Origin of the sequence: Micromonospora polyrhachis (genome assembly GCF_014203835.1) — a bacterium.
In the GTDB taxonomy this organism is placed as follows: domain Bacteria; phylum Actinomycetota; class Actinomycetes; order Mycobacteriales; family Micromonosporaceae; genus Micromonospora_H; species Micromonospora_H polyrhachis.
In genome coordinates, this window is record NZ_JACHJW010000001.1 from 3,255,546 (window position 1) to 3,280,507 (window position 24,962).

23 protein-coding genes are annotated in these 24,962 nt (G+C 68.8%); 12 read left to right on the top strand and 11 right to left on the bottom strand.

Annotated features, from left to right (window positions below; translation table 11 throughout):
* Positions 1-178: 178 nt before the first annotated feature.
* The 3 genes from FHR38_RS14070 to FHR38_RS14080 all read left to right on the top strand — a co-directional run bounded on the left by FHR38_RS14070 (position 179) and on the right by FHR38_RS14080 (position 3,081).
* Complete coding sequence (locus FHR38_RS14070; RefSeq protein ID WP_184535099.1) at positions 179-937, top strand: DUF6528 family protein; 759 nt, start codon at positions 179-181, stop codon at positions 935-937.
* An 81-nt stretch (positions 938-1,018) separates the two neighbouring features.
* Positions 1,019-1,543 (top strand): NfeD C-terminal domain-containing protein, encoded by a 525-nt coding sequence (locus FHR38_RS14075; protein ID WP_184535100.1) that lies wholly within the window; start codon positions 1,019-1,021, stop codon positions 1,541-1,543.
* 8 nt (positions 1,544-1,551) lie between these two features.
* Positions 1,552-3,081: a flotillin family protein gene (locus FHR38_RS14080; RefSeq protein ID WP_184535101.1), complete on the top strand. Its 1,530-nt coding sequence runs from the start codon at positions 1,552-1,554 to the stop codon at positions 3,079-3,081.
* A gap of 76 nt (positions 3,082-3,157) precedes the next feature.
* Here the strand turns inward: FHR38_RS14080 and FHR38_RS14085 are convergent, their stop codons facing one another.
* Entirely contained in the window at positions 3,158-4,618 is a 1,461-nt protein-coding gene (locus FHR38_RS14085; protein ID WP_184535102.1) for a CCA tRNA nucleotidyltransferase, read from the bottom strand.
* Positions 4,619-4,771: 153 nt separating this feature from the next.
* Here FHR38_RS14085 and murJ point away from each other — a divergent pair, with 153 nt between their 5' ends.
* From murJ to FHR38_RS14120, 7 genes are all read left to right on the top strand, one after another.
* On the top strand, positions 4,772-6,514 hold the full coding sequence (gene murJ, locus FHR38_RS14090) for a murein biosynthesis integral membrane protein MurJ (RefSeq protein WP_184539655.1): 1,743 nt from the start codon (positions 4,772-4,774) through the stop codon (positions 6,512-6,514).
* A gap of 540 nt (positions 6,515-7,054) precedes the next feature.
* Complete coding sequence (locus tag FHR38_RS14095; protein WP_184535103.1) at positions 7,055-8,665, top strand: protein kinase family protein; 1,611 nt, start codon at positions 7,055-7,057, stop codon at positions 8,663-8,665.
* A gap of 46 nt (positions 8,666-8,711) precedes the next feature.
* Positions 8,712-9,656 carry an RNA polymerase sigma factor SigM gene (gene sigM / locus FHR38_RS14100; RefSeq protein WP_184535104.1) on the top strand — a complete coding sequence of 315 codons (945 nt, stop codon included), beginning with the start codon at positions 8,712-8,714 and terminating at the stop codon, positions 9,654-9,656.
* A complete protein-coding gene (locus tag FHR38_RS14105; RefSeq protein ID WP_184535105.1) occupies positions 9,653-10,741 on the top strand; it encodes an RsmA family anti-sigma factor in 1,089 nt (362 codons plus the stop codon). Before sigM ends, FHR38_RS14105 begins: the two co-directional genes overlap by 4 nt.
* A gap of 181 nt (positions 10,742-10,922) precedes the next feature.
* Entirely contained in the window at positions 10,923-11,879 is a 957-nt protein-coding gene (gene trxB, locus FHR38_RS14110; protein WP_184539657.1) for a thioredoxin-disulfide reductase, read from the top strand.
* A 47-nt stretch (positions 11,880-11,926) separates the two neighbouring features.
* Positions 11,927-12,250 (top strand): thioredoxin, encoded by a 324-nt coding sequence (trxA, locus tag FHR38_RS14115; RefSeq protein ID WP_184535106.1) that lies wholly within the window; start codon positions 11,927-11,929, stop codon positions 12,248-12,250.
* 334 nt (positions 12,251-12,584) lie between these two features.
* Positions 12,585-13,766, top strand: a complete 1,182-nt coding sequence (locus FHR38_RS14120; RefSeq protein WP_184535107.1) for an N-acetylmuramoyl-L-alanine amidase — start codon at positions 12,585-12,587, stop codon at positions 13,764-13,766.
* A 137-nt stretch (positions 13,767-13,903) separates the two neighbouring features.
* On the opposite strand, the gene FHR38_RS14125 is transcribed toward FHR38_RS14120, so the two are convergent.
* The gene (locus tag FHR38_RS14125) at positions 13,904-14,566 is read right to left on the bottom strand and encodes a GNAT family N-acetyltransferase (protein WP_184535108.1); all 663 of its coding nucleotides are present in this window, start codon (positions 14,564-14,566) and stop codon (positions 13,904-13,906) included.
* 284 nt (positions 14,567-14,850) lie between these two features.
* Between FHR38_RS14125 and FHR38_RS14130 the strand changes: the two genes are divergently transcribed.
* Positions 14,851-16,167, top strand: a complete 1,317-nt coding sequence (locus FHR38_RS14130) for an aminotransferase-like domain-containing protein (protein WP_184535109.1) — start codon at positions 14,851-14,853, stop codon at positions 16,165-16,167.
* A gap of 8 nt (positions 16,168-16,175) precedes the next feature.
* Positions 16,176-17,192 (top strand): D-alanine--D-alanine ligase family protein, encoded by a 1,017-nt coding sequence (locus FHR38_RS14135; RefSeq protein WP_184535110.1) that lies wholly within the window; start codon positions 16,176-16,178, stop codon positions 17,190-17,192.
* Positions 17,193-17,251: 59 nt separating this feature from the next.
* On the opposite strand, the gene FHR38_RS14140 is transcribed toward FHR38_RS14135, so the two are convergent.
* The 9 genes from FHR38_RS14140 to rpmH all read right to left on the bottom strand — a co-directional run bounded on the left by FHR38_RS14140 (position 17,252) and on the right by rpmH (position 24,917).
* Complete coding sequence (locus FHR38_RS14140; RefSeq protein ID WP_312882551.1) at positions 17,252-18,103, bottom strand: hypothetical protein; 852 nt, start codon at positions 18,101-18,103, stop codon at positions 17,252-17,254.
* 574 nt (positions 18,104-18,677) lie between these two features.
* A complete protein-coding gene (locus FHR38_RS14145; RefSeq protein WP_184535111.1) occupies positions 18,678-19,721 on the bottom strand; it encodes a ParB/RepB/Spo0J family partition protein in 1,044 nt (347 codons plus the stop codon).
* Positions 19,722-19,748: 27 nt separating this feature from the next.
* Positions 19,749-21,074: a ParA family protein gene (locus FHR38_RS14150; protein WP_376771403.1), complete on the bottom strand. Its 1,326-nt coding sequence runs from the start codon at positions 21,072-21,074 to the stop codon at positions 19,749-19,751.
* 237 nt (positions 21,075-21,311) lie between these two features.
* Entirely contained in the window at positions 21,312-22,202 is an 891-nt protein-coding gene (rsmG, locus tag FHR38_RS14155) for a 16S rRNA (guanine(527)-N(7))-methyltransferase RsmG (protein ID WP_184535113.1), read from the bottom strand.
* A gap of 7 nt (positions 22,203-22,209) precedes the next feature.
* Positions 22,210-22,824: a Jag family protein gene (locus tag FHR38_RS14160; RefSeq protein ID WP_184535114.1), complete on the bottom strand. Its 615-nt coding sequence runs from the start codon at positions 22,822-22,824 to the stop codon at positions 22,210-22,212.
* Between the two features lie 226 nt (positions 22,825-23,050).
* On the bottom strand, positions 23,051-24,019 hold the full coding sequence (yidC, locus tag FHR38_RS14165; RefSeq protein ID WP_184535115.1) for a membrane protein insertase YidC: 969 nt from the start codon (positions 24,017-24,019) through the stop codon (positions 23,051-23,053).
* Positions 24,016-24,261 (bottom strand): membrane protein insertion efficiency factor YidD, encoded by a 246-nt coding sequence (yidD, locus tag FHR38_RS14170; RefSeq protein WP_221449685.1) that lies wholly within the window; start codon positions 24,259-24,261, stop codon positions 24,016-24,018. The genes yidC and yidD overlap by 4 nt, the downstream gene beginning before the upstream one ends.
* Positions 24,262-24,305: 44 nt before the next feature.
* Positions 24,306-24,740: a ribonuclease P protein component gene (gene rnpA, locus FHR38_RS14175; RefSeq protein WP_184535117.1), complete on the bottom strand. Its 435-nt coding sequence runs from the start codon at positions 24,738-24,740 to the stop codon at positions 24,306-24,308.
* 39 nt (positions 24,741-24,779) lie between these two features.
* Positions 24,780-24,917, bottom strand: coding sequence for a 50S ribosomal protein L34 (rpmH, locus tag FHR38_RS14180; RefSeq protein ID WP_132264196.1), 138 nt, complete (start codon positions 24,915-24,917; stop codon positions 24,780-24,782).
* Between the last annotated feature and the right edge of the window lie 45 nt (positions 24,918-24,962).

The window sequence follows — 24,962 nt, forward strand, 5'->3', positions numbered from 1 at the left end:
CCCGGACCGGACTCCCACCGGCAGGCGACGACGAGCTTACGACCCCAGATGAACTACACACTCACCTCCAGGTCCGCTGGGCGCACGAAAGACCGAGGCTAACGTCGCAGCCCGACCGTGCAGTTCTTCGACGCCACGGGCACGGGCCACCACCGGGCAGTGGCAGAACCTCTCCGGGGTGAAGTTCCGGGGCACCGCCGCGTTCGGCACGGTCGCCCTGGTCACCGCCTCCGGCGGCAAGGCCGCCATCGTCGACGTGAAGGACGGCCAGCGGACGGCCACCACCGCCGACATCCTCTGGCAGGCCACCCCCGGCGGCAACCCGCACTCGATCGAACGCATCCCCGACAACGGATCCATCGTGGTGGCCAGCTCGGGCGGCTACCTGACGTTGTACTCCCCGACCGCGATCAGCAAGCCGAGCACTCTCGCGCAGGTGCAGAAAATCAGTCTGCCCGGGGCGCACGGGGTGCTCTACGACCCGACCCACCAGTATCTCTGGGCGATCGGCGAGGGCAAACTCGTCCGCTACCGCATCACCGGAACGTACCGGGACACCCGGCTCACCGCGATCGGCACGATCAACCTCGGTACGTACACGAACTCGGACGGGGTGGTGAAGCCCAACATGGGCCATGACCTGTTCGCGCCGTACACCGATCCGAACACGCTCTTCATCACCCACACCACCGGGGTCTTCTCGGTCGACACCACCACGTTCGCCCTCACGACGCTCTCCGGAACGACCCGGGTGAAGGCGTACGTCAACCACTCCGGCGGCGAGCGGGCCTGGGTCCGTGCCGACAACACCGGTTCCCGTACCTGGGGCAGCCCGACCGTGCAGTTCTTCGACGCCAGCGGTACGGCCACCGAGGCGAAGACCCGCACCGGCGCCGAGTTCTACAAGGTCCGGGTCTACACGACGGCCTTCGAGTGACCCGACGGCAACTGACGTAGCGGAGGTCGCGGCGACTGCCGCGACCTCCTACTTCTTGCGTATGGGGGCTACTCTCCGGGCATGGCCACGGCAACCCTGATCTTCCTCATCATCGGTGGAGTGGGTCTGGTGGTGCTCGCCGTCGCATTGCTCGGTGCCGAGATGTTCAGCTTCGGGCAGCCCGATGTGGACGGTCCGGTCTCCCTGGAGGCGGTCGCCGGTTTCGTCGGCGCGCTCGGGTTCGGTGGGGCGATCGCCAGTGAGCTGCTCGACGCCCGTACCCCCGGCACCGTCGCCGTTGCGGCCGGCGTCGGTGTCCTCGCCGCAGTGCCCACCGGTTGGCTGGCAGTACGGCTCGCCCGAGCCGCCCGCAACATGCGTACCGACGCCACCCCCACCCGTGACCACCTGGTCGGCTCGCTCGGTGTCGTGGTGACCCCGATCCCGGCGGCCGGCTACGGCGAGGTCCGGGTACGCGTCGGCGGCCAGCCGGTCAAGCTCAACGCCAAGGCTGAAGAACCGATCGCGACCGGTACCCAGGTCTTCGTCATCGAGGCCCTCAGCGACACCAGCGTCCTGGTCGAAGCAACCCCTCACGTCGGATAAGGAGCTACATGCCACTGCTCGTCGCTATCGGCGGGGCGGTTCTGCTCGCCATCATTCTCGTCCTCTTCGTGCTCTCCCGGATCAAGGTCGCCGGCTCCAACGAGGCATTCATCGTCACCGGCCGCAAGGGCCGCACCACCCAGACCGCCGACGGTGCCCGGTCCACCGACATGTCCGGCCAGAAGGTCGTCCTCGGTGCCTCCGTCTTCGTCCTGCCGGTCGTGCAGAAGCTGCAGTCCCTCGACCTGTCCAGCCGCCGCATCGACGTCGGCATCAAGGGCGCGGTCAGCAAGCAGGGCATCCGGGTCGAACTGCACGGTGTGGCGATCGTCAAGGTCGGCGGCACCGAGGACGCGATCCGCGCCGCCGCCCAGCGGTTCCTGCACCAGCAGGACGAGATCGAGGACTTCACCCGGGAGGTGCTGGCCGGTGCACTCCGCTCGATCGTCGGCCGGCTGACCATCGAGGAGATCATCCGGGACCGGGCCGCCTTCGCCAGCGCGGTCGCCGAGGAAGCCGAACACTCGATGACCAACCAGGGTCTGGTGCTCGACACCTTCCAGTTGCAGGACATCCTCGCCGAAGGGTCCTACCTTCAGGACCTGGGTCGGCCGGAGGCAGCCCGGGTGCTCAAGGACGCGGCCATCGCCGAGGCCCGCGCCCGGCAGGCCGCCGAGCAGGAGCGGCTGCTCGCCGAGGAGGCAATCGCCGAGGCGAACCGCAACCTGGCCCTCAAGCAGGCGTCCATCGCGGCAGAGATCGACGCCGCCAAGGCCAAGTCGGCGGCGGCCGGGCCGCTCGCCCAGGCCGAGCGGGACCAGGCGATCCTCTCCGAGCAGCAGAAGGTGGCCGAGCGCAACGCCGAACTCAAGCAGCGCCAGCTCGACACCGAGGTCCGCAAGCCGGCCGACGCTGCCCGATACAAGGTCGAGCAGGAGGCCGAGGCGTCCCGCAACGCGGCAGTGTTGGAGGCCGACGCGAAGCGGCAGGCCACCATCGCCGCCGCTCAGGCCGCCGCCGAGCAGGCCCGACTGACCGGTGAGGGTGAGCGGGCCCGCCGGGCCGCGTTGGCCGAGGCGAACGCGATCGAGGGTGCCAAGGAGGGTGAGGCGGAGCAGCGTCGCCGTACCGCCATCGCCGACGCGGTCGAGCGGGAAGGTCAGGCGGAGGCGGCGGCGATCCTGGCCAAGGGCCAGGCCGAGGCCGAGGCGATGGCCCGCAAGGCGGAGGCGTTCGCCGAGTACGGCGAGGCCGCCGTACTCGACCTGCTGGTCAAGGTGCTGCCGCAGGTGGTCGAGGCGGCCAGCGCTCCGATGAGCGGCATCGACAAGATGACCGTCATCTCCACCGACGGTGCCTCGTCGCTGACCAAGTCGGTGGCCAGCAACGTGGCGCAGGGGCTCCAGTTGGGCACCGACCTGACCGGTATCGACCTGGCCGGGCTGCTCGCCAAGCTGGGTGGGGCCAGCGAGTTGGGCAAGCGCAACGGCGGGGCCGTGGTCGACGGCAACACCGTCGAGGCATCCGGCAGTAAGTAGCCGCTGACCGAGCGAGAAGATCGCCGTCCCGGTCTGGGGCGGCGATCTTCTATTTCAGCGGGTAAGGCCAGTGCCCTCAGCTGGTCAGTCCCTCTTCGCGGGCCCAGCGCAGCAGTTCCGCCTCGGCCTCGTCCCGGTCCAGTGGGCCGCGCTCCAGGCGTACTTCCTTGAGGTGTTTCCAGGCCCGCCCGACGATCGGCCCCGGCGGTACGCCGAGCAGCTCCATGATCGCGTTGCCGTCCAGGTCGGGGCGGACCCGGGCCAGGTCCTCCTCGGCCTCGATCCGGGCGATCCGCTCCTCCAACGCGTCGTAGTCGGCCGAGAGTTGGGCCGCCTTGCGCCGGTTACGGGTGGTGCAGTCGGACCGGGTCAGCTTGTGTAGCCGAGACAGCAGGTCGCCGGCGTCGGTGACGTAGCGGCGTACCGCCGAGTCGGTCCACTCGCCCCGACCGTAGCCGTAGAACCGCAGATGCAGCCCGACCAGCTTGACTACCTGGGACGTCACGTCCTTGGGGTAGCGCAGCGCCTTCATCCGCTGCTTGGTCAGCCGGGCTCCGACCACCTCGTGGTGGTGGAAACTGACCCGCCGGTCCGATCCGACCGCCTTGGTCGCCGGCTTGCCCACGTCGTGCATGAGCGCGGCCATCCGCAGTACGAAGTCACAGTCACCGGCTTCGAGCCGGATCGCGTTGGCGACCACGGTCAGGGTGTGCTCGTAGACGTCCTTGTGCTGGGCGTGCTCGTCGATCTCCAGCTTCAGTCCGGACAGCTCGGGCAGGAACCGGTCGGCCAGGCCGGTGTCCACCAGCAGCCGCAGCCCAGTGATCGGGTCGGCACCGCAGAGCAGCTTGGTGAACTCGTCACGAATCCGCTCGGCCGTGATCCGGTCCAGGTCGGTGGCCATCGCCGCCATCGCCGCGCGTACCGCCGGGTGCACGGTGAACCGGAGCTGGGCGACGAAGCGGGCGGCCCGCAGCATCCGCAACGGGTCGTCCCCGAACGACTCCTCCGGCGTGCCCGGCGTACGGACGACCCGGGCGGCCAGATCTTCCAGCCCGCCGTACGGGTCGGTGAACCGGTGCTCGGGCAGGCTGACCGCCATCGCGTTGATGGTGAAGTCGCGTCGCTTCAGGTCGTCGACAAGATTGGTCCCGTATTCGACGATCGGATTGCGGGTGACGCGATCGTAGGATTCCGCCCGGAAGGTCGTGATCTCCAGTCGCAGTCCGGTGCGTTGCGCTCCGATCGTCCCGAACTCGCGGCCTGTCTCCCAGGTCGACTCGGCCCAGCCCTTGAGGATGCGCAGGGTCTGGTCCGGATGGGCGTCGGTGCAGAAGTCGAGATCGTCGCCGAGCCGACCGAGCAGCGCGTCCCGGACCGAGCCGCCCACCAGGTGCAACTCGTGACCGGCCTGGGCGAAGCGACGGCCCAGCTCGTCGGCGACCGGGGAGACCCGGAGCAGTTCGGCGACGGCGTTGCGTTGCGCGGCGGTCAGATCGCGCCGGTCGGGGGCGCTGGATACGGAGGCTTCGGACATGGGAGCGCCAGCCTATCGGGCGGTGCCGTCCTCCCGATCGGCGGGCGGCGAAGAGCCATGCGGATGCCGGGACGCCGGAACCAGGTACGGGTTGACTAAGGTCTGAGGGTGCTGGCGGGCAGCCCGTCCGCGATATCCCCCTGGGAGGCTGGCATGGGTGGCGGGCTCTACCGCAGCGCGAACGCCACGCCCGACGGGGTTCCCCCACCGCGCGACGGTGCCACCTACATCTCGGTCGACCGGCTCGACCAGCCGATGGTCGAGACCACCGCGCCGGCACCGGAGCCACCCGTCGAGGGCAGCGCCGCCGGCAACAGCGCGATCATGGCGGCCGGCAGTCTGGTCAGCCGGGGTACGGGCTTCCTGCGCACCGTGGCGCTCGGTTCCGCGCTGGGTACGCTCGGGGTGAGCAACGCGTACACCACGGCGCAGATCTTCCCGGGCATGGTCTACGAGTTCCTGCTCGGCGGCATCCTGACCAGCGTCCTGATCCCGGTGCTGGTGCAGCGGCGCAAGGTCGATCCGGACGGCGGCCAGGCGTACGCCCAGCGGCTGCTCACCCTGGCGGTGCTCGCCCTGTGGGTGGCGACGGTGGCGGCGGTCGCCGCCGCACCGATCCTGACCTCGCTCTACGGCGGCGATAATGTCCCCGGATTCCAGCGACTGGTCACGCTGCTCTCCTACCTGATGCTGCCGATGATCTTCTTTACCGGTCTCTCGGCGTTGATCAGCGCGGTGCTCAACACCCGGGGGCACTTCGCCGCCCCAATGTGGGCACCGATCCTGAACAACCTGGTGGTCATCACCACCTTCGGGCTCTACATCGCCATCTTCGGGGCGAAGATCGTCGAGCCCGACCAGATGACCCCCGGCCGGATCATCCTGCTCGGCGGCGGCACCCTGCTCGGGGTGATCGTCCAGGCGGCCGGTCTGCTCCCGGCGCTGCGCAAGGTGGGCTTCCGCTGGCGCTGGCGCTTCGACTTCCGGGCCCTCGGCCTACGCGAGCTGGGTCGGCTCGGCGGCTGGATGATCTGCTACGTGGCGGTCAGCCAGGTCGGTCTGGCGATCCTGTTCCGTCTGCTCAACCAGGCTGGCAAGGAGAACGGTGCCGGTCCAACGATCTACAACAACGTCTTCCTGCTGCTCAACATGGCGCACGGCATCATCGCCGTCTCGATCGTGACCGCGTTGATGCCCCGGATGAGCGCCGCCGCCGGGGACGGTCGCTTCACCGACATGACCCGCGACCTGTCCCGGGGCACCCGGATGATCACCGCCGTGCTCGCGCCGGTCGCGGTCCTCTTCGGCGTGCTGGCACTGCCGATCTCGGTCGCCCTCTTCAAGTGGGGCGCGTACGACGCGGACAGCGCACTCGCCACCTCGACGGTGCTGATCGTCGCCGCAGTGGCACTGGTGCCGTTCTCGATCAGCCAACTCTTCACCTTCGCCTTCTACGCCCTGCCCGACACCCGGATGCCGGCCCTGATCAACATTCCGGTGGTGGTGCTCCGGGTGCTGGTCCAGATCGGGCTCTTCGCGGCCTTCTCCGCCGAGTTCACGGCTTCCGGTCTGATGCTCGGCAACGCGGTGTCGTACGTCGCCGCCGCCGTACTCTCCGCCTGGCTACTCCGGCCCCGGATCGGCCGGATCGGCATGGGTGAGATCGCGCAGACCCTCGGCAAGGTGTTGGCTGCCGCGCTCGGTGCCGCCGTAGTCGGCCTGGTCGTGATCAACCTGCTGCCGAGCGGAGAGCATCTCAGCCGGGCGGAGGCGATCCTCCAACTGGTGGTGGGCGGTGCGGTGATCGGCGGCAGCTACGTCGGGCTGGCCGTGCTGCTGCGGATTCAGGAGATCAACGAAGTGATCGGAATGGTCCGTCGCAAACTGGGTCGGTGATCCGCGCCACCCTCCCTTGCGGGTGTCCACACCCACGGGCACAGCTGTGGACAGGGCTGTGGATAACTTGTCGATTTCCCCGTCCACAGCCACGTCCAGCCTGTGGATAACTCGCTGACCTGCCCGATCCTCCCGACATACCGGCAGCTCGGAAACGCCGGCCGGCTCTCGACGTACCAGGATGTGCCCCACTGGAGCCACGCCGGACAGGGCGGGCGGTTCACTGGGGCTCGCTCGTCCCGACGTACCGAACAGCAAGGGCGATGACCTCGCGATTTGCCCGGATGACACCGGCAAATTCATCGATACCTGCGAGGATTCTTCTGATTCGTTACTAATTGTTGGAGTAGCCAACCCGGATGACGGTCTCCGTACCTGGACGTATCACCGCACTCCTGGCACCTTGGAGGGTACGACCGCAAGATGACATGTCGGGGATCAGTCGAACCCGGGTAAGGTCGCTCCCGTCGGGTGCGGCAAGCGCCTACGCTATGCAAGGACGCTGCCGGCCGGTTCCTTCGACGGCGGAGCGGGAAGCCAATGCCCAGCAGTGCGGGTCCATCGATTGACAAGTTCACCGAGGGAGGACGGGTGACCCAGGTCGGCGAAGGCCAGGAGGCGGATGGATCCGCCCCGCCGGTAATGACCTTCGGTACGCCCGCGGTCGGTGAGGTTCTTGCCGAGCGGTACGAGTTGGCCGAGCACATCAACGACGACAGCGCCGGCCGACAGGTGTGGCGGGGCGTCGACGTGGTGCTCCGCCGGCCGGTGGCGGTGGTGCTGCGGTACCCGGGTGGTGACTCGGCCAAGGAAATGTTGCAGGGTGCCGTTGCCGCCAGCCGCGTGATCCACCCCAACCTGGTCGGCGTCTACGACGCCATCGACGAGGAGGACCGCGCCTACGTCGTACGGGAATGGGTGAACGGCCGGTCGCTGCGTGAGTTGGTCGCCGAGGGGGTCCTCGATCCCGCTCGGGCCACCAGCATCGCCCACGCCGTCGCCGGTGCCATCGCCGCCGTACACACCACCGGGATGGTGCATGGCAACATCCATCCGGGCACGGTGATGGTGGACAGCGACGGTCGCGTGGTGCTCGCTGACGGGCGCTCCGATGGTGCGGACACCCCGGAAACCGACGTACGTGCCGTCGGCGGCATCCTCTACTTCGCACTCACCGGTCGCTGGCCGCACGCCGAGGCCTCGCTTACCTCCGGTTCGAGTGGTCGAGGCCGCTCGGCGCTGGCCGACGCGGTCCGCGACGGCAGCGGCGCAATCGCCGCACCACGCCAGGTCCGGGCCGGCGTTCCGACCTACCTCGACGATCTGACCATGGACCTGCTCGACTCCGAGCTCGCGGTGCCCGCCTCGGACGTACTGGCCGCGGAACTGGCCCGGCTCGACGCTCCCGCCGAGGAGCAGTACCTCGACACCGGACCACTGCGCTTCACAACCAGCACCGAGGCGATGCCGCCCCCGGTGAGCGGCGGTCGAAAACTCATTATCGGCATCGCCAGCCTGCTGGTCATCGCCCTGGTCGGCCTCTTCCTCGGCGTGCAGGCACTGAACAGCGACGACGACCAGCCCACCGCCGGGCCGACTCCCACGTCCGGCGCCGGTGACCCGTCCAGCGGCGCCCCCGCCCAACCGGTCGGCAAGCCCGAAAAGATCTCGCTCAGCGGCACCCAGGTACGGATCATCGATCCCGACGGCGACGGCAGCCGATCTGAGGTCAGGGGTGCTGAGAAGACCGTCGACGGCGACACCAACGAGGGCTGGTACACCGAGAGCTACCGGGGCCGTTCCAACTTCGGCAACCTCAAGCGGGGAATGGGCATCCTCATCGACCTGCAACAGCCCCGCACCCTCAACTCCGTGCAGGTGCTGCTCTCCGCTCGGGGAGCCACCGCCCAACTGTTCACCGGCACCGTCAACCCACCGGCTACCCAGGCCGGTGACAAGCAACTCGTGAGCACCTACCTGAAGAACCCGGTCGGTGTGCCGTTCGAGAACGCCGGATCCACCATGGACTTCAGCGCGTTCGACCCGGACGCGAAATACCAGTACCTGCTGCTCTGGATCACCGATCTGCCGCTCGACGAGCCGGGCAGATACAAGATCGGCGTCCAGGAGATCACGGTCATCGGGCTGTGACCACCCGGTCCTGGCAGGTCACCAGCCAACCGGCTGGGGGTCCGCCATGACCGAACTCGCACCCTCCGGCCCGGACGGCGGGCCGGGTGAACAGCCCACGACCGTGGGTCGGGCAACGGCCGGTGGTCCGCACCGGCTCGTCGACCTGACCGACGAGCAACTGCTCCGCGCACACGTCGACGGCGATCCGGACGCCTTCGCGCAACTCCTCCACCGACACCGCGACCGGCTCTGGGCGGTCGCGGTGCGCACCGTCTCCGACCGGGAGGAGGCAGCCGACGCGCTTCAGGACGCACTGCTCTCCGCCCACCGGGCCGCTCCCCGGTTCCGGGGGGATGCCGCCGTCACCACCTGGCTACACCGGATCGTGGTCAACGCCTGTCTCGACCGGATCCGCCGCCGCCAGGCCCATCCCACCGTCCCGCTGCCCGACGGCTCCCGCCCGGCCGACTCCGACCGGTTCAGCGGAATCGAACCGGCCGCGCCCGCACCGGACCACGACACCGCGCTCGTCGTCCGGCAGGCCCTGGCCGAGTTGCCCGTCGAGCAACGGACCGCCCTGATCCTGGTCGACGTCCAGGGCTACCCGGTCGCCGAGGTCGCGGTGATACTCGGGGTGGCCGAGGGCACCGTAAAGAGTCGATGCGCGCGGGGACGGGCCAGACTTGCCCAGATCCTCGGCCACCTACGTACGGGCCCGCCCCGTGAACGAGCCCCAGGATCCGGCAGTGACTCGGCCCGAGGGCACGGCAGTGACTCGGCCCGAGGGCACGGCAGTGACTCGGCCCGAGGGCACGGCAGTGACTCGGCCCGAGGGCCAGGTGGCGGCTCGGCAACGGAGCCCACCACGGCCCGCGCCACGGACATCCCCGTACCCGCCCGAGCCGGCACCGACGTGCCTGCGGTCACCCTCGGGAACCCCGCACCCGGCAACCGCGTCCGATCAGGGTCAAGCCGGTCGGGACACGACGTCAGCCAGGAGGAAAAGTGACGGGGGGCCAGTTCGGGGAGGTCGACTTCGACCTGCTGGCCGACTATGTCGGCGGGGCGCTGGCCGGCACCCCCGGAGAGGCGGAGGTGGCCCGGCTGATCGCCTCGAACACCACTTGGGCTCAGGCGTACGCCGAAGTCACCACCGCCGTCGACGCGGTCGGTGTCGACCTGGCGAGTTGGGGCGCCGTACCGGAGCCGATGCCGGACGCGGTGACGGCCCGACTCACCGCGGCCCTCGCGGAGGCCGTATCCCTCGCGGACGCACCGCTCGCGGAGGCCGTACCCCTTGCGGACGCGTCCCTCGCGGAGGACGCGAACTTCGCAAATGCCGCAGCCCTCGCGGACGTCACCACGGTACGGGCTCCGAGCCCGGCTACCGAGCCGGCCGACCCCGGCGAGCGCCCCGGCCGGCGACCGGCGGGCGCACCACATGGAGGCGTCGCATCCTCCGGGCCGGGCCGGGCCGCCCGCTCCCGGCGGCGATGGTCGCGGCTGGCCGGCCCGGTGGCGGTCGCCGCCGCCGTCACCGCGTTCGCCGGCTTCGGGCTTCCCCGACTCACCGGCTCCGACGGCGCGGACAGGTCCAGCGGAGCAGCGGTCAGCGGCCCAGGTGCCGAACGTGCCGAGGGCGACAGGACACCGGCCAACATCCTCGGCGCTCCGCAGGCTCCGGTGGATGCCGCCGCGATGACGTCGACCTCCAGCGGCACCAACTACGCCGCCAGCACCCTTGCCGACCGGGTGGCCGCCCTGAGCGGGCAGCGGATCAACACGACGGAGACGGACTCCGGCGAGCAGCCCAACGGGACGCCCGAGCAGTCCCGAGCCGCCGGCGCGTACGGCCTGGAACGGCTCTCCGATCGAGGCGCGCTCACCGGCTGCCTCGACGCGGTGGCTCGCGCACACGGCGGCGCCGGCACGTTGACGGTGGATATCGTGGACTACGCCAAGTTCGAGGGCAGCCCCGCTCTGGTGATCTCCTTCACCGACCAGGCCGGTACGCGGTGGGCCTGGGCAGTCGGTCCCGAGTGTGGTCTGCCCAACGTCGGCACCGACGAGCGGCATCACACCCGGGTAGGGTGATTCGACAGTCCCAGCGGGTATGGCCGTCCACGTGACGTGACCCACCGGATGACCGGCTCGGGAATCTCCGTCCATACGATGCTGTTCTGCTGTGCACGACCGGTGTCCCGCTGGATACCGGTGACGAGCCGGTGCCGGTACGCCGTACTGGTGAGGAAGACACGACTATCGGGAGATGGCAGTGGACGAGGTCCGTAACCTGATCATCATCGGCTCAGGGCCGGCCGGATACACGGCGGCGGTCTACGCGGCACGGGCAAACCTCAAACCACTCGTCATCGAGGGTGTGCAGTCCGGTGGTGCGCTGATGACCACCACCGAGATCGAGAACTTCCCGGGTTTCCCGGACGGAATCCTCGGCCCGGAGCTGATGGACTCGATGCGCAAGCAGGCCGAGCGCTTCGGTGCCGAGTTCATCACCGACGACGTGACCCGGGTCGAGTTGGTCGACACCGGTACGCCGGGATCGGCGGCGGCGAGCACCGTTTACGTGGGGGAGACCGCGTACCGCGCGAAGGCGGTCCTTCTCGCCACCGGTTCGGCGTGGCGGCCCCTCGGGGTCCCCGGTGAGCAGGAATACCTCGGCCGGGGTGTGTCGTCCTGCGCCACCTGCGACGGGTTCTTCTTCCGTGGCCAGGACATCGTGGTGGTCGGTGGCGGCGACTCGGCGATGGAGGAGGCCACGTTCCTGACCAAGTTCGCCTCGTCGGTGACCATCGTCCACCGGCGGGACGAATTCCGGGCCAGCCGGATCATGGCGGACCGGGCGCTCGGCAACGAGAAGATCCGGGTCGAGTGGAACAGCATCGTGGAGGAAATCCTCGGCGAGGACGGCAAGGTAGTCGGCATCCGGTTGCGTAACGTGCACACCGGCGAGGCGAAGACGCTGGACGTCAGTGGGGTCTTCGTGGCGATCGGTCACGACCCGCGCAGCGAACTCTTCCAGGGACAGGTCGAGCTGGACGAGAGCGGCTACGTCAAGGTCGACGCGCCCGGGACCCGTACCAACGTGCCCGGGGTCTTCGCGGCCGGCGACCTGGTGGACCACACCTACCGCCAGGCCATCACCGCAGCCGGCACCGGCTGCGCCGCCGCACTGGACGCTGAGCGGTTCATCGCGACGTTGGAAGAAGAGTAGGCAACGTCGAAAGACGAATAATCAGAAGTTGCCCGAGGAGGGTCTCAGTGGGAGCAGTAAAGCCGGTCACCGACGGTAGCTTCGTCGGCGACGTGCTTCAGTCCGACAAGCCGGTGCTGGTCGAGTTCTGGGCCGAGTGGTGCATGCCCTGCCGCAAGGTCGCGCCGCTGTTGGAGGAGATCGCTGGCGAGATGGGCGACAAGGTGTCGATCGTCAAGCTCAACATCGACGAGAACCCGGAGACGGCCCGGGCCTATCGGGTGATGTCCGTACCGACCCTCACCGTGTTCAAGGGCGGGGAGCCGGTGCAGTCGGTCGCCGGAGCCAGGCCGAAGGGCACCCTGGTCAAGATGATCGAGGCGGCACTCTGACGATCTAGAAGGTCCGTCGACCGCCTCAACCAACTTGGGTGGTCCGCAGACCGCTCATCCGGCAGGGTGTCGTCACACCCCGCCCCGCATCGAACAGACCTCGCGCCTGCGGCCAGTTGGCTGCGGGCGCGAGTCGTATCATCCAGCGGCCCGGTCGGCGAACCGCGCAGGCTTTCGCCGCATCGGCATCCGGCCAACCGGGAGCACCGGCCATTACGTCACGGTACGCTCCCGGAAGCGTGCTCACAGCAAAGCTGGAGTCTGCGTCGCCGATCGGCGTACCACCGGCCGGGACGGGCCCCACCAGCAGAGAATCGTGCAGAGGGGGTCTTTCGTGCGTCCGATCCGACGAGGTGACCGCGGCCCTGCCGTCCAGGAGATTCGTGGCATCCTGGTCGGTCTCGACCTGCTCGACACCGATCCCGTAGGGCCCAACGACGACCCTGTAGCGCCTGACGACGAGTTCGAGGCGAAAATCGAGCGTGCCGTACGCGCCTTCCAGCAGAGCCGAGGGCTGAGCGTCGACGGACAGGTCGGTGCGGAGACCTGGCGCGCGCTGGACGCCGCTCGGTGGCGGCTCGGCGCCCGTACGCTCTACCACGCCATCCCCGACCCACTTACCGGCGAGGACGTCCGGTCGCTCCAGGAACGCCTGCTGGAGATGGGGTACGACGTCGGTCGGGCAGACGGCGTCTACGGTGCTCGGACGGCTCGGGCTGTGGCCCAGTTCCAACGGGAGGTCGGGCTGGCCACCTCGGACGGCGCGTGTGGGCCGCAGACGATGAACGCGCTACGCCGGCTGGGACGCAAGGTGGTCGGCGGTCGGCCGCAGTGGCTTCGGGAAGCGGATGCATTTCGGCAGTCCGGCCCCACCCTGGTCGGCAAGGTGATCATCATCGACCCCGGCCACGGCTCAGCCGATCCCGGAGTGGTGGTCCCCGACGGCCACCTGCGCTGGACCGAGGCCGACCTCACCTACGACCTCGCCACCCGCCTCGAAGGGCGACTCGGTGCCGCCGGCATGCGAGTACACCTCACCCGGGGCCCCGCGCCGGCCGCTTCCCTGCCAGACCTGGCCCGGGCGGAACTGGCCAACGAACTCGGCGGCGACCTCTTCATCTCCCTCCACGTCGACCGCCACGCCAATCCCGAGGCCAACGGGGTGGCCAGCTACCACTACGGCACGGACAACGGCGTCACCTCGACAGTCGGCGAGCGGCTGGCCGACCTGGTCCGACGGGAGATCGTGGCCCGGACCGGAATGAACGACTGCCGTACCCACGCCAAGACCTGGGAATTGCTCCGCCTGACCCGGATGCCGGCGGTACGCGTCGACGTCGGCTATCTGACCTCGGCCACCGACCGTGACCGGCTCATCGACCCGCGTTTCCGAGACCGGGTCGTGGAGGCGATCGTCGCCGCCGTTCAACGGATGTACTACCCCGTCGAGCAGGACGTGCCGACTGGGTCGATCGACGTCAGCGAACTCCGGGCGGCGATGGCGGCCGGCCGCTGAGTTCGCCCCCCCCCGGCTGAGTTCGCCCCTGGGCCGGGTGGGCGTTATCCCAGACAAGCACGCCCCTCGGCCGAGTTCGCCCCTGGGCCGGGCGGGCGTCAGTCCCAGACAATGCGCGGCCCCGACTTATCCGGGGCTCAGCCGATCGTCGTGGACCGGGTCGCCGGCCGGACCGGCCGGAGCAGACTGTCCGGGCTCATCGAGCCGAGCAGCTTCTCCAGGGCGTACTCGACGTCGGACTTCCACGACAGCGCCGTACGCAACTCCAGTCGCAGCCGGGGATAGCGGGGGTGTTGCCGCACCGTCTTGAAGCCGACGGAGAGGAAGAAGTCGGCCGGGGCGACACATCCGCCGCGCCCTTCCCCCGCCTCCCCGAACTTGGCGTCGCCAAACGCCTCGATGGCCTTGATACCGCGCTTGGTGAGATCTCGGGCGACGCCCTGCACCAGCATCCGCCCCAAACCACCGCCGGAAAAGGCCGCCACGATGTGTGCCGTGGTGAGCAGAGCCGCGTCGGCGGAGACCGGTGAGGTGGGGAACGCCATCGACCGCGGCACGTAGGCGGGCGGGGCGTACATGACGAACCCGGCAGGCATTCCGTCGACGTAGGCCAGCTTGCCGCAGGAGCCCCACTCCAGGAGGGTCTGGGATACCCAGGCTTCCTTCTCCAAACCGGGATCGCCAGCCGTACCGGCCCGTTCGGCCGCCACCGGATCCAGCTCCCAGTAGACGCACTGCCGGCACGGACGCGGCAGGTCTTCCAGCGTGTCGAGGGTCAGACTGACCAGACGTCGCGACATTGGCGCATCCCCAAAGTATGGTCGGAGGCTGAAGCACCGTGAAGCATCGCCGCCTCCTTGCCCCCCGACGAGCGATCGTACGCTGGAACCACCCGCTGTGGGAGAGGTTGGACGGTTTCGCACAGCTTCGGGTCGTGGCCAGCCGCAAAACCAGCAGGTCCGCGATGTGGACTGCCTCCGGTGCCGATGACGCTGATCGCTGTTGCGGACTAGGATCGACAAACCAACGCTGTGCCGCCAGATTTGTCGGCCTGCCCAGCGACCCGCGTGATCGAGGTGATGTCATGACCGGCACGACGCTCGACGACTATACCGATCGCTACGCCCGGCGCGTCCGCGGTATGACGGCATCGGAGATCCGAGCTTTGTTCGCCGTAGCCAGCCGCCCGGAAGTGGTGTCGCTCGCCGGCGGTGCGCCGTACATCGCCGCGCTGCCGCTCGACGCGGTGGGCGAGATGCTGGGTCGACTCGCCGCCGAGCAGGGCACGACCAGCCTCCAGTACGGCATCGGTCAGGGCACTCTCGAGTTGCGTGAGCGCATCTGCGAGGTAATGGCGCTTTCCGGCATCGACGTGAACTGTGGTGCCTCCCCGGAGGACGTGGTGGTGACCGTCGGCGGGCAACAAGCGCTCGACCTGGTCGCCCGGCTCTTCCTCGACCCGGGTGACGTCGTCCTGGCCGAGGGCCCCACCTACGTCGGCGCCCTGGGGGTCTTCCAGGCCGCCCAGGCGCAGGTGGTGCACGTACCGATGGACGACGACGGCCTGGTGCCCGAGGCGCTGGAGGCGGCCATCGCCGAGGTGGCCCGCTCCGGCCGCCGGGCCAAGTTCCTCTACACGATCCCGACCTTCCAGAACCCGACCGGCGTGACGCTAACCGACGAGCGGCGGGAACGGGTGCTCGACATCTGCGAGCGGGCCGGCCTGCTGGTGGTCGAGGACGACCCGTACGGGCAGCTCGGCTTCGACGGTGACGCGCCGGCCCCGCTGCGCGCCCGCCGCCGGGATGGTGTCTTCTACCTGAGCACCTTCTCCAAGACCTTCGCCCCCGGGCTGCGGGTGGGTTGGATCCTCGCGCCGCACGCGGTACGGGACAAGCTGGTCATCGCCAGCGAGGCGCAGATCCTGTGCCCCAGCAACTACGCCCAGGCCGCGGTGTCCACCTACCTGTCGACCATGCCGTGGCGGGAGCAGCTCAAAACCTACCGCGAGATCTACGGGGAACGCCGGGACGCGTTGCTGGCGGCCCTGGCCGATTTGATGCCGTCCGGCACCACCTGGACCGAGCCCAAGGGTGGACTCTTCGTCTGGGCGTCCCTGCCGGACGGGCTGGACGCGAAGGCGATGATGCCGCGTGCCATCACCGCCCGGGTGGCCTACGTGCCCGGCACCGGTTTCTACGCCGACGGCTCCGGAGCCGGGAACATGCGGCTCAATTTCTCGTTCCCGCCGCCGGAGCGGATCCGCGAGGGGGTCCGTCGGCTGGCCAGCGTGATGGAGCAGGAGATGGCGATGCGCCAGGTCTTCGGCCCGGTGGCACGACCGTCCCATCGCCGTCGTGGGCAGGCCGGGGCGGACGTGCCAGGTCCCGACTTGGCATGATCTTCCCCATGAGTACGACCCCGGCCAGCAGCCCGTATCCGACCGACCGGCCAGCTCCACCCCTGCCGGAGGCCCTTTCCGACCTCCGGGTCCTGGTGCTGGCCGGCGGGCTCTCCTATGAGCGTGACGTGTCGCTACGATCCGGTCGCCGAGTGCTCGACGCACTGCGGTCGGTGGGGGTAGAGGCGGAACTACACGACGCCGACAGCGCCCTGCTGCCAGTTCTGACCGCCGACCCCCCGGACGCCGTGGTGATCGCGCTGCACGGCTCGACCGGTGAGGACGGGTCGCTGCGCGGGGTCCTCGATCTGTGCGACGTGCCCTACGTCGGCTGCGACGCCCGGTCGGCGCGGCTGGCCTGGGACAAGCCGTCCGCGAAGACGGTGCTGCGCGAGGCGGGCATTCCGACGCCCGACTGGGTGGCGCTGCCGCACGACCGCTTCTCGGAGCTGGGTGCGGTCGCGGTGCTGGACCGGATCGTCGACCGCCTCGGGTTGCCGCTCATGGTGAAGCCGACCCAGGGCGGTTCCGGGCTGGGTGCCGCCGTGGTCCGGGACGCTGCTGCCCTACCAGCCGCGATGGTGGGCTGCTTCGCCTACGACACCACGGCGCTGGTCGAGCGCTACATCCCGGGCATGGACGTGGCGGTCTCCATCGTCGACCTGGGCGATGGTCCTCAGGCTCTACCGGCGGTCGAGATCGTCCCGCGCAACGGGGTCTACGACTACGCGGCCCGCTACACCGCCGGCCTGACCACGTGGCACAGTCCGGCCCGGCTGGCACCGGCCGTGGCGGCCAGGGTGGCCGAAGTAGCCCTGGCCGCACACTCCGCCCTCGGGCTGCGTGACCTGTCCCGGGTCGACCTCATCGTCGACGCGGCCGGGGACCCGCACGTGCTGGAGGTCAACATCTCACCCGGGATGACCGAGACGTCGCTGCTGCCACTGGCGGTACAGGCTGCCAATCTCGACTTCGGCAAGCTACTCGGGTCGTTGGTGGCCCGAGCGGCGGCTCGGCGGGGCTAGCGCCCCGACAGGCCGGGCTAGTAACCAGCACACCCGCAGGCCGCCCGCCGCACTGTCATTCACCCATCGGTACGGCGAGTCGCGCCGGCCCTGCCGCCGATGTCGCCACCAGTTTCGTCACTCGCTTCACTGCTGACGTCTTCGCTGGTTTCGCCGTTGGTGTCCTCGTCGATTTCGCCGTTGGTGTCTTTGCTGGTTTCGCCGTTGTTGGCTTCGTCGGCCCCAACATCGCCTCCCTGGTCGGTGTCCCGGGATGCTTCCTCAGGCTCCGCTACCGACTTCCCCTTGACCGCCAACTCCTCCACCGGGAGGGTCACCCCGGCTGATGCCTGCTGAGCCAGACTCGACGGTGCCTGCCACTCGATACGGGGCGGCTCCGCCAGCGTACGACCGCCGAACTCGGCGAGCCATGCCGCGACGAGTGCGAGGTTCTCCCGCCACACTGATTCGGGAATCGGCGGCAGGATGTCGTCCCACAGGGACAGGAACGTGCCGCGAAGCTGCAACCGCCCGTACGGGCGGGCCAGGAACCACATGTGGAAGTGTGCGGAGCCGTCCCCCCAGCGGTTGACGTGCACTCGCGCCACACCGTCGAGCGACCGGATGGCTCGCTCCAGCCGGACGGTCATCACCCCGAGTTCAGCGGCCAGCAGGTTCGGCAGATCACCGAGGTCCAGGTGAGATCGGGACTCCAGGATGAGCACCATTGGCAGCCCGCTGGGGCGGTCCATAGCGCGTACTCGCCAGCGTTCGCTGACCCAGATGTAGGCCTCGTCCGGCGTCTCGCAGGCCGCGCAAACGCTGGATCCCTCGCCCTTGCGGGCCGGTTCGACGTCGACCGGTTCGTCGAGTTGCTTGACGCGGAGATCGCCTTCGAATGGGAACGACGGCCATTGGGCGAACTTGGGAATGCGAGGGGTGTGGGACACGACGCTGACCCTAACCGAGTGAGGGACACCTCGGGAGAGTCCAGGGGCCTACATCCACCGATGGACCACACCGACTCGATGTCGTTCATCCACAGGGCCAGACCGCCATCTACGCGCGGTTTCACGTGAAACCACGGGCGCCTGTGGAAAACGCCTGTGGATTACTTCAAGGGCCCCATCGCCGCGTGGACGGCTCTGGAATCGGCTTGTCCTGGACTTCCGCCTACCTGCCCCCACCCCTGCCCCTTCGCAGCCGGTTTCACGTGAAACAGCACGACCTACCCGGGCTACGCCTTCCCGCCCGAAGCGTGACGCCAGTCTGCTACCGCACTCGGGGACCAGGGCGGCGATGCAGGCCTGCTACCGCACCCAAGACAAGGCAGGACAGGACAGGGCAGGGCAGGGAGGCGATACGGCCCCAACCCGGTTCACCGACACAAACGGGCGGCGGGCCCTCCCACTCGGAAGAACCCGCCGCCCGCGTACGACTGCCGGATCGGCCATGCCCTACTGCTGGATCGAGCCGCACCCGACTGCCGATTCGAGTGCCGATCCGTCAGGTGACGATCGACTCCTGTTCTTCGGTGCCGATGATCTCGACGATCCGCTCCAGGTCGTCCACACTGGCGAACTCGATGGTGATCTTGCCCTTGTTCCGCCCGAGGTCGACCTTGACCCGCGTGTCGAACCGGTCGGAGAGCCGTTCGGCCAGCTCCGTCAATCCGGGGGCATGCGGTTTGGGCCGCCGCTTCGCCGGTGTGGTGTTGGTCGGCGTCTCCTCCATCCCAGCAAGCTTGACCAGTTCCTCGGTCGACCGGACGGAAAGCCCTTCCGCGACGATACGAAGGGCCAGCTTCTCCTGCGCCGCAGCATCGTCCAAGCCGAGCAGGGCACGAGCGTGGCCAGCCGAGAGCACTCCGGCCGCCACCCGGCTCTGCACCTGTGGCGGCAGGTTCATGAGCCGGATGGTGTTGGAGATCTGCGGCCGGCTCCGGCCGATCCGGCGGGCCAGCTCTTCATGAGTGACACCGAACTCATCCAGCAACTGCTGATAGGCCGCAGCTTCTTCCAACGGGTTCAGGTTCGCCCGGTGGATGTTCTCCAGCAGTGCGTCCCGGAGCATCGCGTCGTCCCGGGTGTCCCGGATGATCGCCGGGATCTTCTCCCGCCCGACCGCCTGGGCCGCCCGCCACCGCCGCTCGCCCATGACGAGCTCGAACTGCTCGCCGCCGTCCAACTCGCGGACGACGATGGGCTGGAGAAAGCCGACCTCCTCGATCGAGACCTTGAGTTCCTCCAGGGCCTCGTCCTCGAAGATCTGCCGAGGCTGCTTGGGGTTCGGCACGATCGCCTCGACCGGGATCTCCGCGAACCGCGCACCCGGTACCGGCGCCAGTTGAGACACCGGCTCGACGTACGACTTGGCCGGGACTGCCGGGCTAGCCGAAGCAATCCCGACTTCGTCCCGCACCGGGCTCCCGCCGGACGGCTGGTCGACCAAACCCAACGGGTCGGTGGTCGACTCGGCCGGCTCCACCGGGCCGGTGGGAATCAGCGCGCCAAGGCCCCGTCCCAGGCCCCCTCGCGGACGGTTCTTCATGCCACGCCTCCCACCGAATTGACCGACCTAGGCATTGCGGCCGACCGGCTCTCTGACCCCACGTTCCGCGATCTCCTGGGCCGCCGCGAAGTAACTCATGGCGCCCCGCGAACCCGGATCGTAGGTCATGACCGACTGGCCATAGCTGGGCGCCTCGGACACCCGGACGTTACGGGGAATGACGGCCTGCAAAACCCTGTCACCGAAGTGGTTCCGGACGTCCTGCTCGACCGCGTCAGCCAGCCGGGTACGCCGGTCGTACATCGTGAGCAGGATGGTCGAGACGTTGAGTGCCGGGTTCAGGTGCTGCTTGACCAGGTTGATGTTGTTGATCAGTTGGTTGAGCCCTTCCAAGGCGTAGTACTCGCACTGGATCGGGATCAGCACCTCCTGGGCGGCCACGAGCGCGTTGACCGTCAACAGGCCGAGCGACGGCGGGCAGTCGATGAAGACGTAGTCGAACTGCTCAGGGTGGGAGGCGATCGCCCGACCCAACCGGGTCTCGCGAGCCACCATGGACACCAGCTCGATCTCGGCTCCGGCGAGGTCGATCGTGGCCGGTACGCACCACAGGTTCGGGATGCCCTCCACCCCCTGCGCCACCTCTGCCAACGGCAGGTTGTCGATCAGGCAGTTGTAGACATCCGGAACTCCGGCATGGTGGGGCACGTTCAGCCCGGTCGAGGCGTTTCCCTGCGGATCCAGGTCGACCACCAGTACCCGGTTACCGTGCAGCGCGAGGGCTACCGCCAGGTTGACCGTGGTCGTCGTCTTTCCCACCCCACCCTTCTGGTTGGCGACGCAGATGACCCGGGACCTGGCCGGCCGAGGCATCGTCACCTCGCCACTCGGATTCAGGATTTGCACGGCGCGCATTGCCTCCATAGCCAACGGTGGGTCATCCTCTTCGCGCGGCGGCGTTTCACGTGAAACGTACGCGTCAACTTCGCCTTCGCTGGCGGCGGGCCCGCCAGCGGGCATGGGCGTGTCGTGGTGAGCTGGGTTCTGGTGCTCCGCTGCCTGAGCGGCGCCGGTCGAAACGACCTCGACTTCACGATCCTTCGGGGGTGGTGGCTGTCGCACGTCCTGCGTCGGTACGCCGCCAGCCGTCGACCGTCTGCGGTTCGGTAGGCCGACCGGGTCTGCCTGAGGCTCCGAGGAAGGACCGTGCCGGCGTAGCGGATGTGACGCGTCATCGTCCTTCTGACCGCCGCTCAACCGCGCCCATTGCCGGCCGACCCGGTCCCGGGCGGCCCAGCCCTCGTAGTTTGTTTCACGTGAAACGGCGACCTCATTCGAGGGTTGGCCGCCGTGGTTCGCTATTCCTGTCTCGTACCTACCGTCTTCATACACCGTGTCATCCCTGCCCGCTTCGGATGGATCGGTCGGCGTCGGTGGCAGCTCGAAACCCAGCCCCAGAATCAACGCGGTTCGAAACCGCAGGGGCCTCCTGTGGGACGCCACCGAGGTCCGGTCCACATTATCGACGCGCGGCCAGCCTACGGGGGACAGGCGGGCCGAGGCCACGGCTGACGGCAGGGTGAGTCGTCACAATCCCCCCGAGCAAGCAAGAAAGAGCAAAGCCTGCGTCTACCGCTGTGGTTGCGATCGTCCGCCCCGGTTGCCGCCGAAGGCGCTCCCCGGCGGGGGGCCAGACCGGCGTTCGGCCCGAGTCGATCGAGTTTCCCGTTGCGGGGTCTTCGCCGTCTTCCCCCTCGTCGCCTTCCCCTTCGGAGCTTCCACCGCCCGCTCCCGGACGATCTCCACCACCGTGGTCGGCGGATCGATCACCCCGACCCCGCACCGTCGTACGCTCGCTGGCCCGCCCCCCAGCCGCTCGACCGCGGCGTGGTGTTCGGTCACCTCATCAGCCGCCGAGGCGCCCTTGAGCGCCAACAGCCGACCACCCACGGCCGCCAGCGGCAGGCACCACCCGGCCAGCCGATCGAGCGGGGCTACCGCCCGAGCGGTCACCACATCCGCAGGCGGCAGGCCACCGGACCCGGCGCGGTTCGAGACGACCTCTTCCGCCCGGGCCCGCAGCACGGTCACCGACCGGTCGAGGCCCAGCAGCGCGACCGCCTCGGCCAGGAAGGCGGTCCGTCGGGCCAGCGGCTCGATCAGGGTGACCGAGAGGTCCGGACGGGCCACCGCCAACACAAGTCCGGGCAGTCCCGCGCCGGAACCGACATCCACCACCGAGCAGTCCGGGGGCAGCAGCTCGGCCACGGCGGCGCAGTTGATCAGGTGGCGCTCCCAGATCCGGGGCGCCTCCCGAGGACCGATGAGGCCCCGTACCACCCCGTCCGTGGCCAGCAGTTCCGCGTACCTCTCCGCCAGCGGGAGCCGTTCGCCAAAGAGCGTACGGGCGGCCTGCGTCAACTCCGGTGGCAGCGGCACGACCTGGGACGGGACAGCGGACGGGCCGGGTGGTGTGCCACCCGGCCCGAAAACGGCGTCAGCCGCCGACTCGTTCGTCATGACTGGATCAGGAAACGGGACGGACGACGATGCGCCGGTTCGGCTCGACGCCCTCCGACTCGCTCTCGACCCCGGCCATCGCGTTGACCACGTCGTGCACGCACTTACGCTCGAAGGCCGACATTGGTTCGAGGCGTACCGCCTCTCCGTACTCCTTCACCTTCTCGACCGCGTTACGCGCGACGGCACCGAGTTCCTTTCGCCGGGCGGCGCGGTAGCCGCCGACGTCCAGCAGCAGTCGGCTCGGTGATCCGGTCTGCCGGAACACGGCAAGGCGAGTCAGTTCCTGGAGCGCCTCCAGGGTGGCACCCCGCTGGCCGACCAGCGGCTGCAACCGACCGCCGACCACCTCGACCATCGGTCGTCCACCGGACACCAGTTCGTCGATGTCGCCGTCGTAATCGAGGATGTCCAACAGCCCCTCGATGTAGTCGGCCGCGATCTCGCTCTGCCGGAAGAGTTCGGCGTCCGACGTGCTGGACGGGGCCTTGCCATTCGCCGGGGCCGGGGCCTCCGCCTCGTCTTCGACGTCGCCCTCGGTGTCACTGTCGACCTGCGCCGCGACCGGGGCGGCCTCTTCGTCGAGTGGCTGCTCGGTACGCGGAATGCTGGTGTCGGTCACGGTCTCATCTCCGTAGTCGCTCGGCCGGACCGTACGGTCCGTTGATTCCCCTGGTCGGCGGGAGGTCGCCGGATCCACGGGCACGTCTCTTCGGGCAGTTTCGCCCCTGACCACACCGGTACGCGGCGAAATCCGGATCCGGCGCGCACCGACACGGCGGCGGCACGGTTCCGTCTCCCACCGGTTGCAGGCCAGACCGTCGAGGCCCGACCGGCAACGTGGCGGTTCAGCTCTGTGGCTTGGCCGGGCGACCCTTCTTGGGGTTGACCGGCTTCGCGCCTGGCTTGGGGCCGGCCACCTTGGGGACAGGCTTGACCTCGGGCTTCGTCTCGACGGCCTTACGGCCGAAGAGTCCGGGCTTGGCCTTGGCAGCTGGCTTCGTGGTCTTGCCGGCGTTGGCGGTGGGCGGCGGCGGGAACTTGCGCAGCACCCACTGCTGCTGGGCGAGGGTGACCAGGTTGTTCGTCACCCAGTAGATGATCACACCGATCGGGAAGATCGCGCCAGAGATCAGCAGCGAGGCGGGGATGCCGTAGAGCATCAGTCGCTGGATCATCCGCTGCTGCGGGTCCTCCGCCCAACCGGTCTTCAGAATCATCTGTCGGCTGGTCAGGTAGGTGGTGGTAATCATCATGAGCACCAGGACGCCCGCCATGATCTTGACGGTGGTGCCGTTGGCACCGAGCGCGGCGAGTTCATCTGCAGTAGAGCCGAACTTACCGGCAATCGGGGCAGTGAAGATCTTGGCGCTGGCCGCGCTGTCGAACTGGTCCGCCGCCCAACCGTAGAGCGTCTTGCCCTCGTTCGCCGGGCTGAGCCGACGCAGCACGTGGAAGAGACCGAGGAAGACCGGAATCTGCAGGAACATCGGAAGGCAACCCATCAGCGGGTTGGCCTTCTCCTCCCGATAGAGCTCCATCATCTCTTTCTGGAGCGTCTCCCGGTCACCCTTGTGCTTCTCCTGAAGCGCCTTGACCTTCGGCTGGAGCGCCTGCATCGCCCGCTGCGACTTGATCTGCTTCACGAAGACCGGGAAGAGGATCGCTCGAACGGTGACGACCAGGAAGATGATCGCGAGGATCCAGGACCAGTTGGTGCCCAACACCGCAGTCGCCGGCACGCCGATGGTGTCCCAGGCCGAGTGCCAGAACAGCAGGATCCACGAAATCGCCCAGTAGATCCAGTCGAGACTCAATTCGGGGCTCCAGTCACATCGGCACGGCGGCGGCCGCCCGGCTCCGGCACCGGGTCATATCCACCAGGGTGGAAAGGGTGGCAGCGCAGCAGCCGTCGTACCGCCAGCGATGCTCCCCGGAGCGCACCGTGCTGCGCGATCGCAGTCAAGGCGTAGGCACTGCACGACGGGTAGAACCGACAGCGGGCCGGCAGTGCCGGGCTTATCCAACGACGGTACGCGATGATGGGTCCGGCCAGCATTCGGGCACCGGGTGAAGTCGCCCGTGGAATGCTGTTCTCGCTGCTCATCGGGATCGCCGCCCCGCCCGACGAGCGGTCCGGGCGGCGGCGAGCGCCGCATCGAGGTCGGCTCCGAGCCGGACGTACGAGAGCTGGTCGGCACCGGGTAGCGCCCGTACCACGAGGGTGCTGCCGGCCGGCAGGTCGGACAGCCGGTCCCGGACGAGATGTCGCAGCCGACGCCGGACGGCATTGCGTACCACCGCTCCGCCAACGGCCTTGGACACGACAAAGCCGGCGCGGGTCGGCACGGAAGCTTGCTCCGCACCTGTGCTCCGCGCCGGCTCGGCCGACGAGTTTCCGTCTAGGCCCCTGGATGGGGCTGTGGGGATCGGCAGGTCAAGGTGTACGACGACAGCACCGCGACCGGCACGTCGTCCGCCTCGGATTGCCGCAGCAAACTCACGGCTGTGGCGGAGGCGTTGCGTGGCCGCCAGCACGACTGCCTACATCCCCTGACTCAGACCCCCGGTCGACGCTCAGGCCGACAGGCGGGCACGGCCCTTCGTGCGGCGGGTCGAGATGATGGCGCGGCCGGCCCGGGTGCGCATGCGCAGCCGGAAGCCGTGGGTCTTCGCGCGCCGGCGGTTGTTCGGCTGGTAGGTGCGCTTGCTCACGTCAGGCTCTCCGTCTTCGTACGTCCCGAGATGCCGGGGTCGTAG

Bases quoted from the DNA above. Each gene is read 5' to 3' on its own strand.
- FHR38_RS14075 (WP_184535100.1), top strand. From the start codon at position 1,019: ATGGCCACGGCAACCCTGATCTTCCTCATCATCGGTGGAGTGGGTCTG.
- FHR38_RS14080 (WP_184535101.1), top strand. From the start codon at position 1,552: ATGCCACTGCTCGTCGCTATCGGCGGGGCGGTTCTGCTCGCCATCATT.
- FHR38_RS14085 (WP_184535102.1), bottom strand. From the start codon at position 4,618: ATGTCCGAAGCCTCCGTATCCAGCGCCCCCGACCGGCGCGATCTGACC.
- murJ (WP_184539655.1), top strand. From the start codon at position 4,772: ATGGGTGGCGGGCTCTACCGCAGCGCGAACGCCACGCCCGACGGGGTT.
- FHR38_RS14095 (WP_184535103.1), top strand. From the start codon at position 7,055: ATGCCCAGCAGTGCGGGTCCATCGATTGACAAGTTCACCGAGGGAGGA.
- sigM (WP_184535104.1), top strand. From the start codon at position 8,712: ATGACCGAACTCGCACCCTCCGGCCCGGACGGCGGGCCGGGTGAACAG.
- FHR38_RS14125 (WP_184535108.1), bottom strand. From the start codon at position 14,566: ATGTCGCGACGTCTGGTCAGTCTGACCCTCGACACGCTGGAAGACCTG.
- FHR38_RS14130 (WP_184535109.1), top strand. From the start codon at position 14,851: ATGACCGGCACGACGCTCGACGACTATACCGATCGCTACGCCCGGCGC.
- FHR38_RS14135 (WP_184535110.1), top strand. From the start codon at position 16,176: ATGAGTACGACCCCGGCCAGCAGCCCGTATCCGACCGACCGGCCAGCT.
- FHR38_RS14145 (WP_184535111.1), bottom strand. From the start codon at position 19,721: ATGAAGAACCGTCCGCGAGGGGGCCTGGGACGGGGCCTTGGCGCGCTG.
- rsmG (WP_184535113.1), bottom strand. From the start codon at position 22,202: ATGACGAACGAGTCGGCGGCTGACGCCGTTTTCGGGCCGGGTGGCACA.
- yidD (WP_221449685.1), bottom strand. From the start codon at position 24,261: ATGCTGGCCGGACCCATCATCGCGTACCGTCGTTGGATAAGCCCGGCA.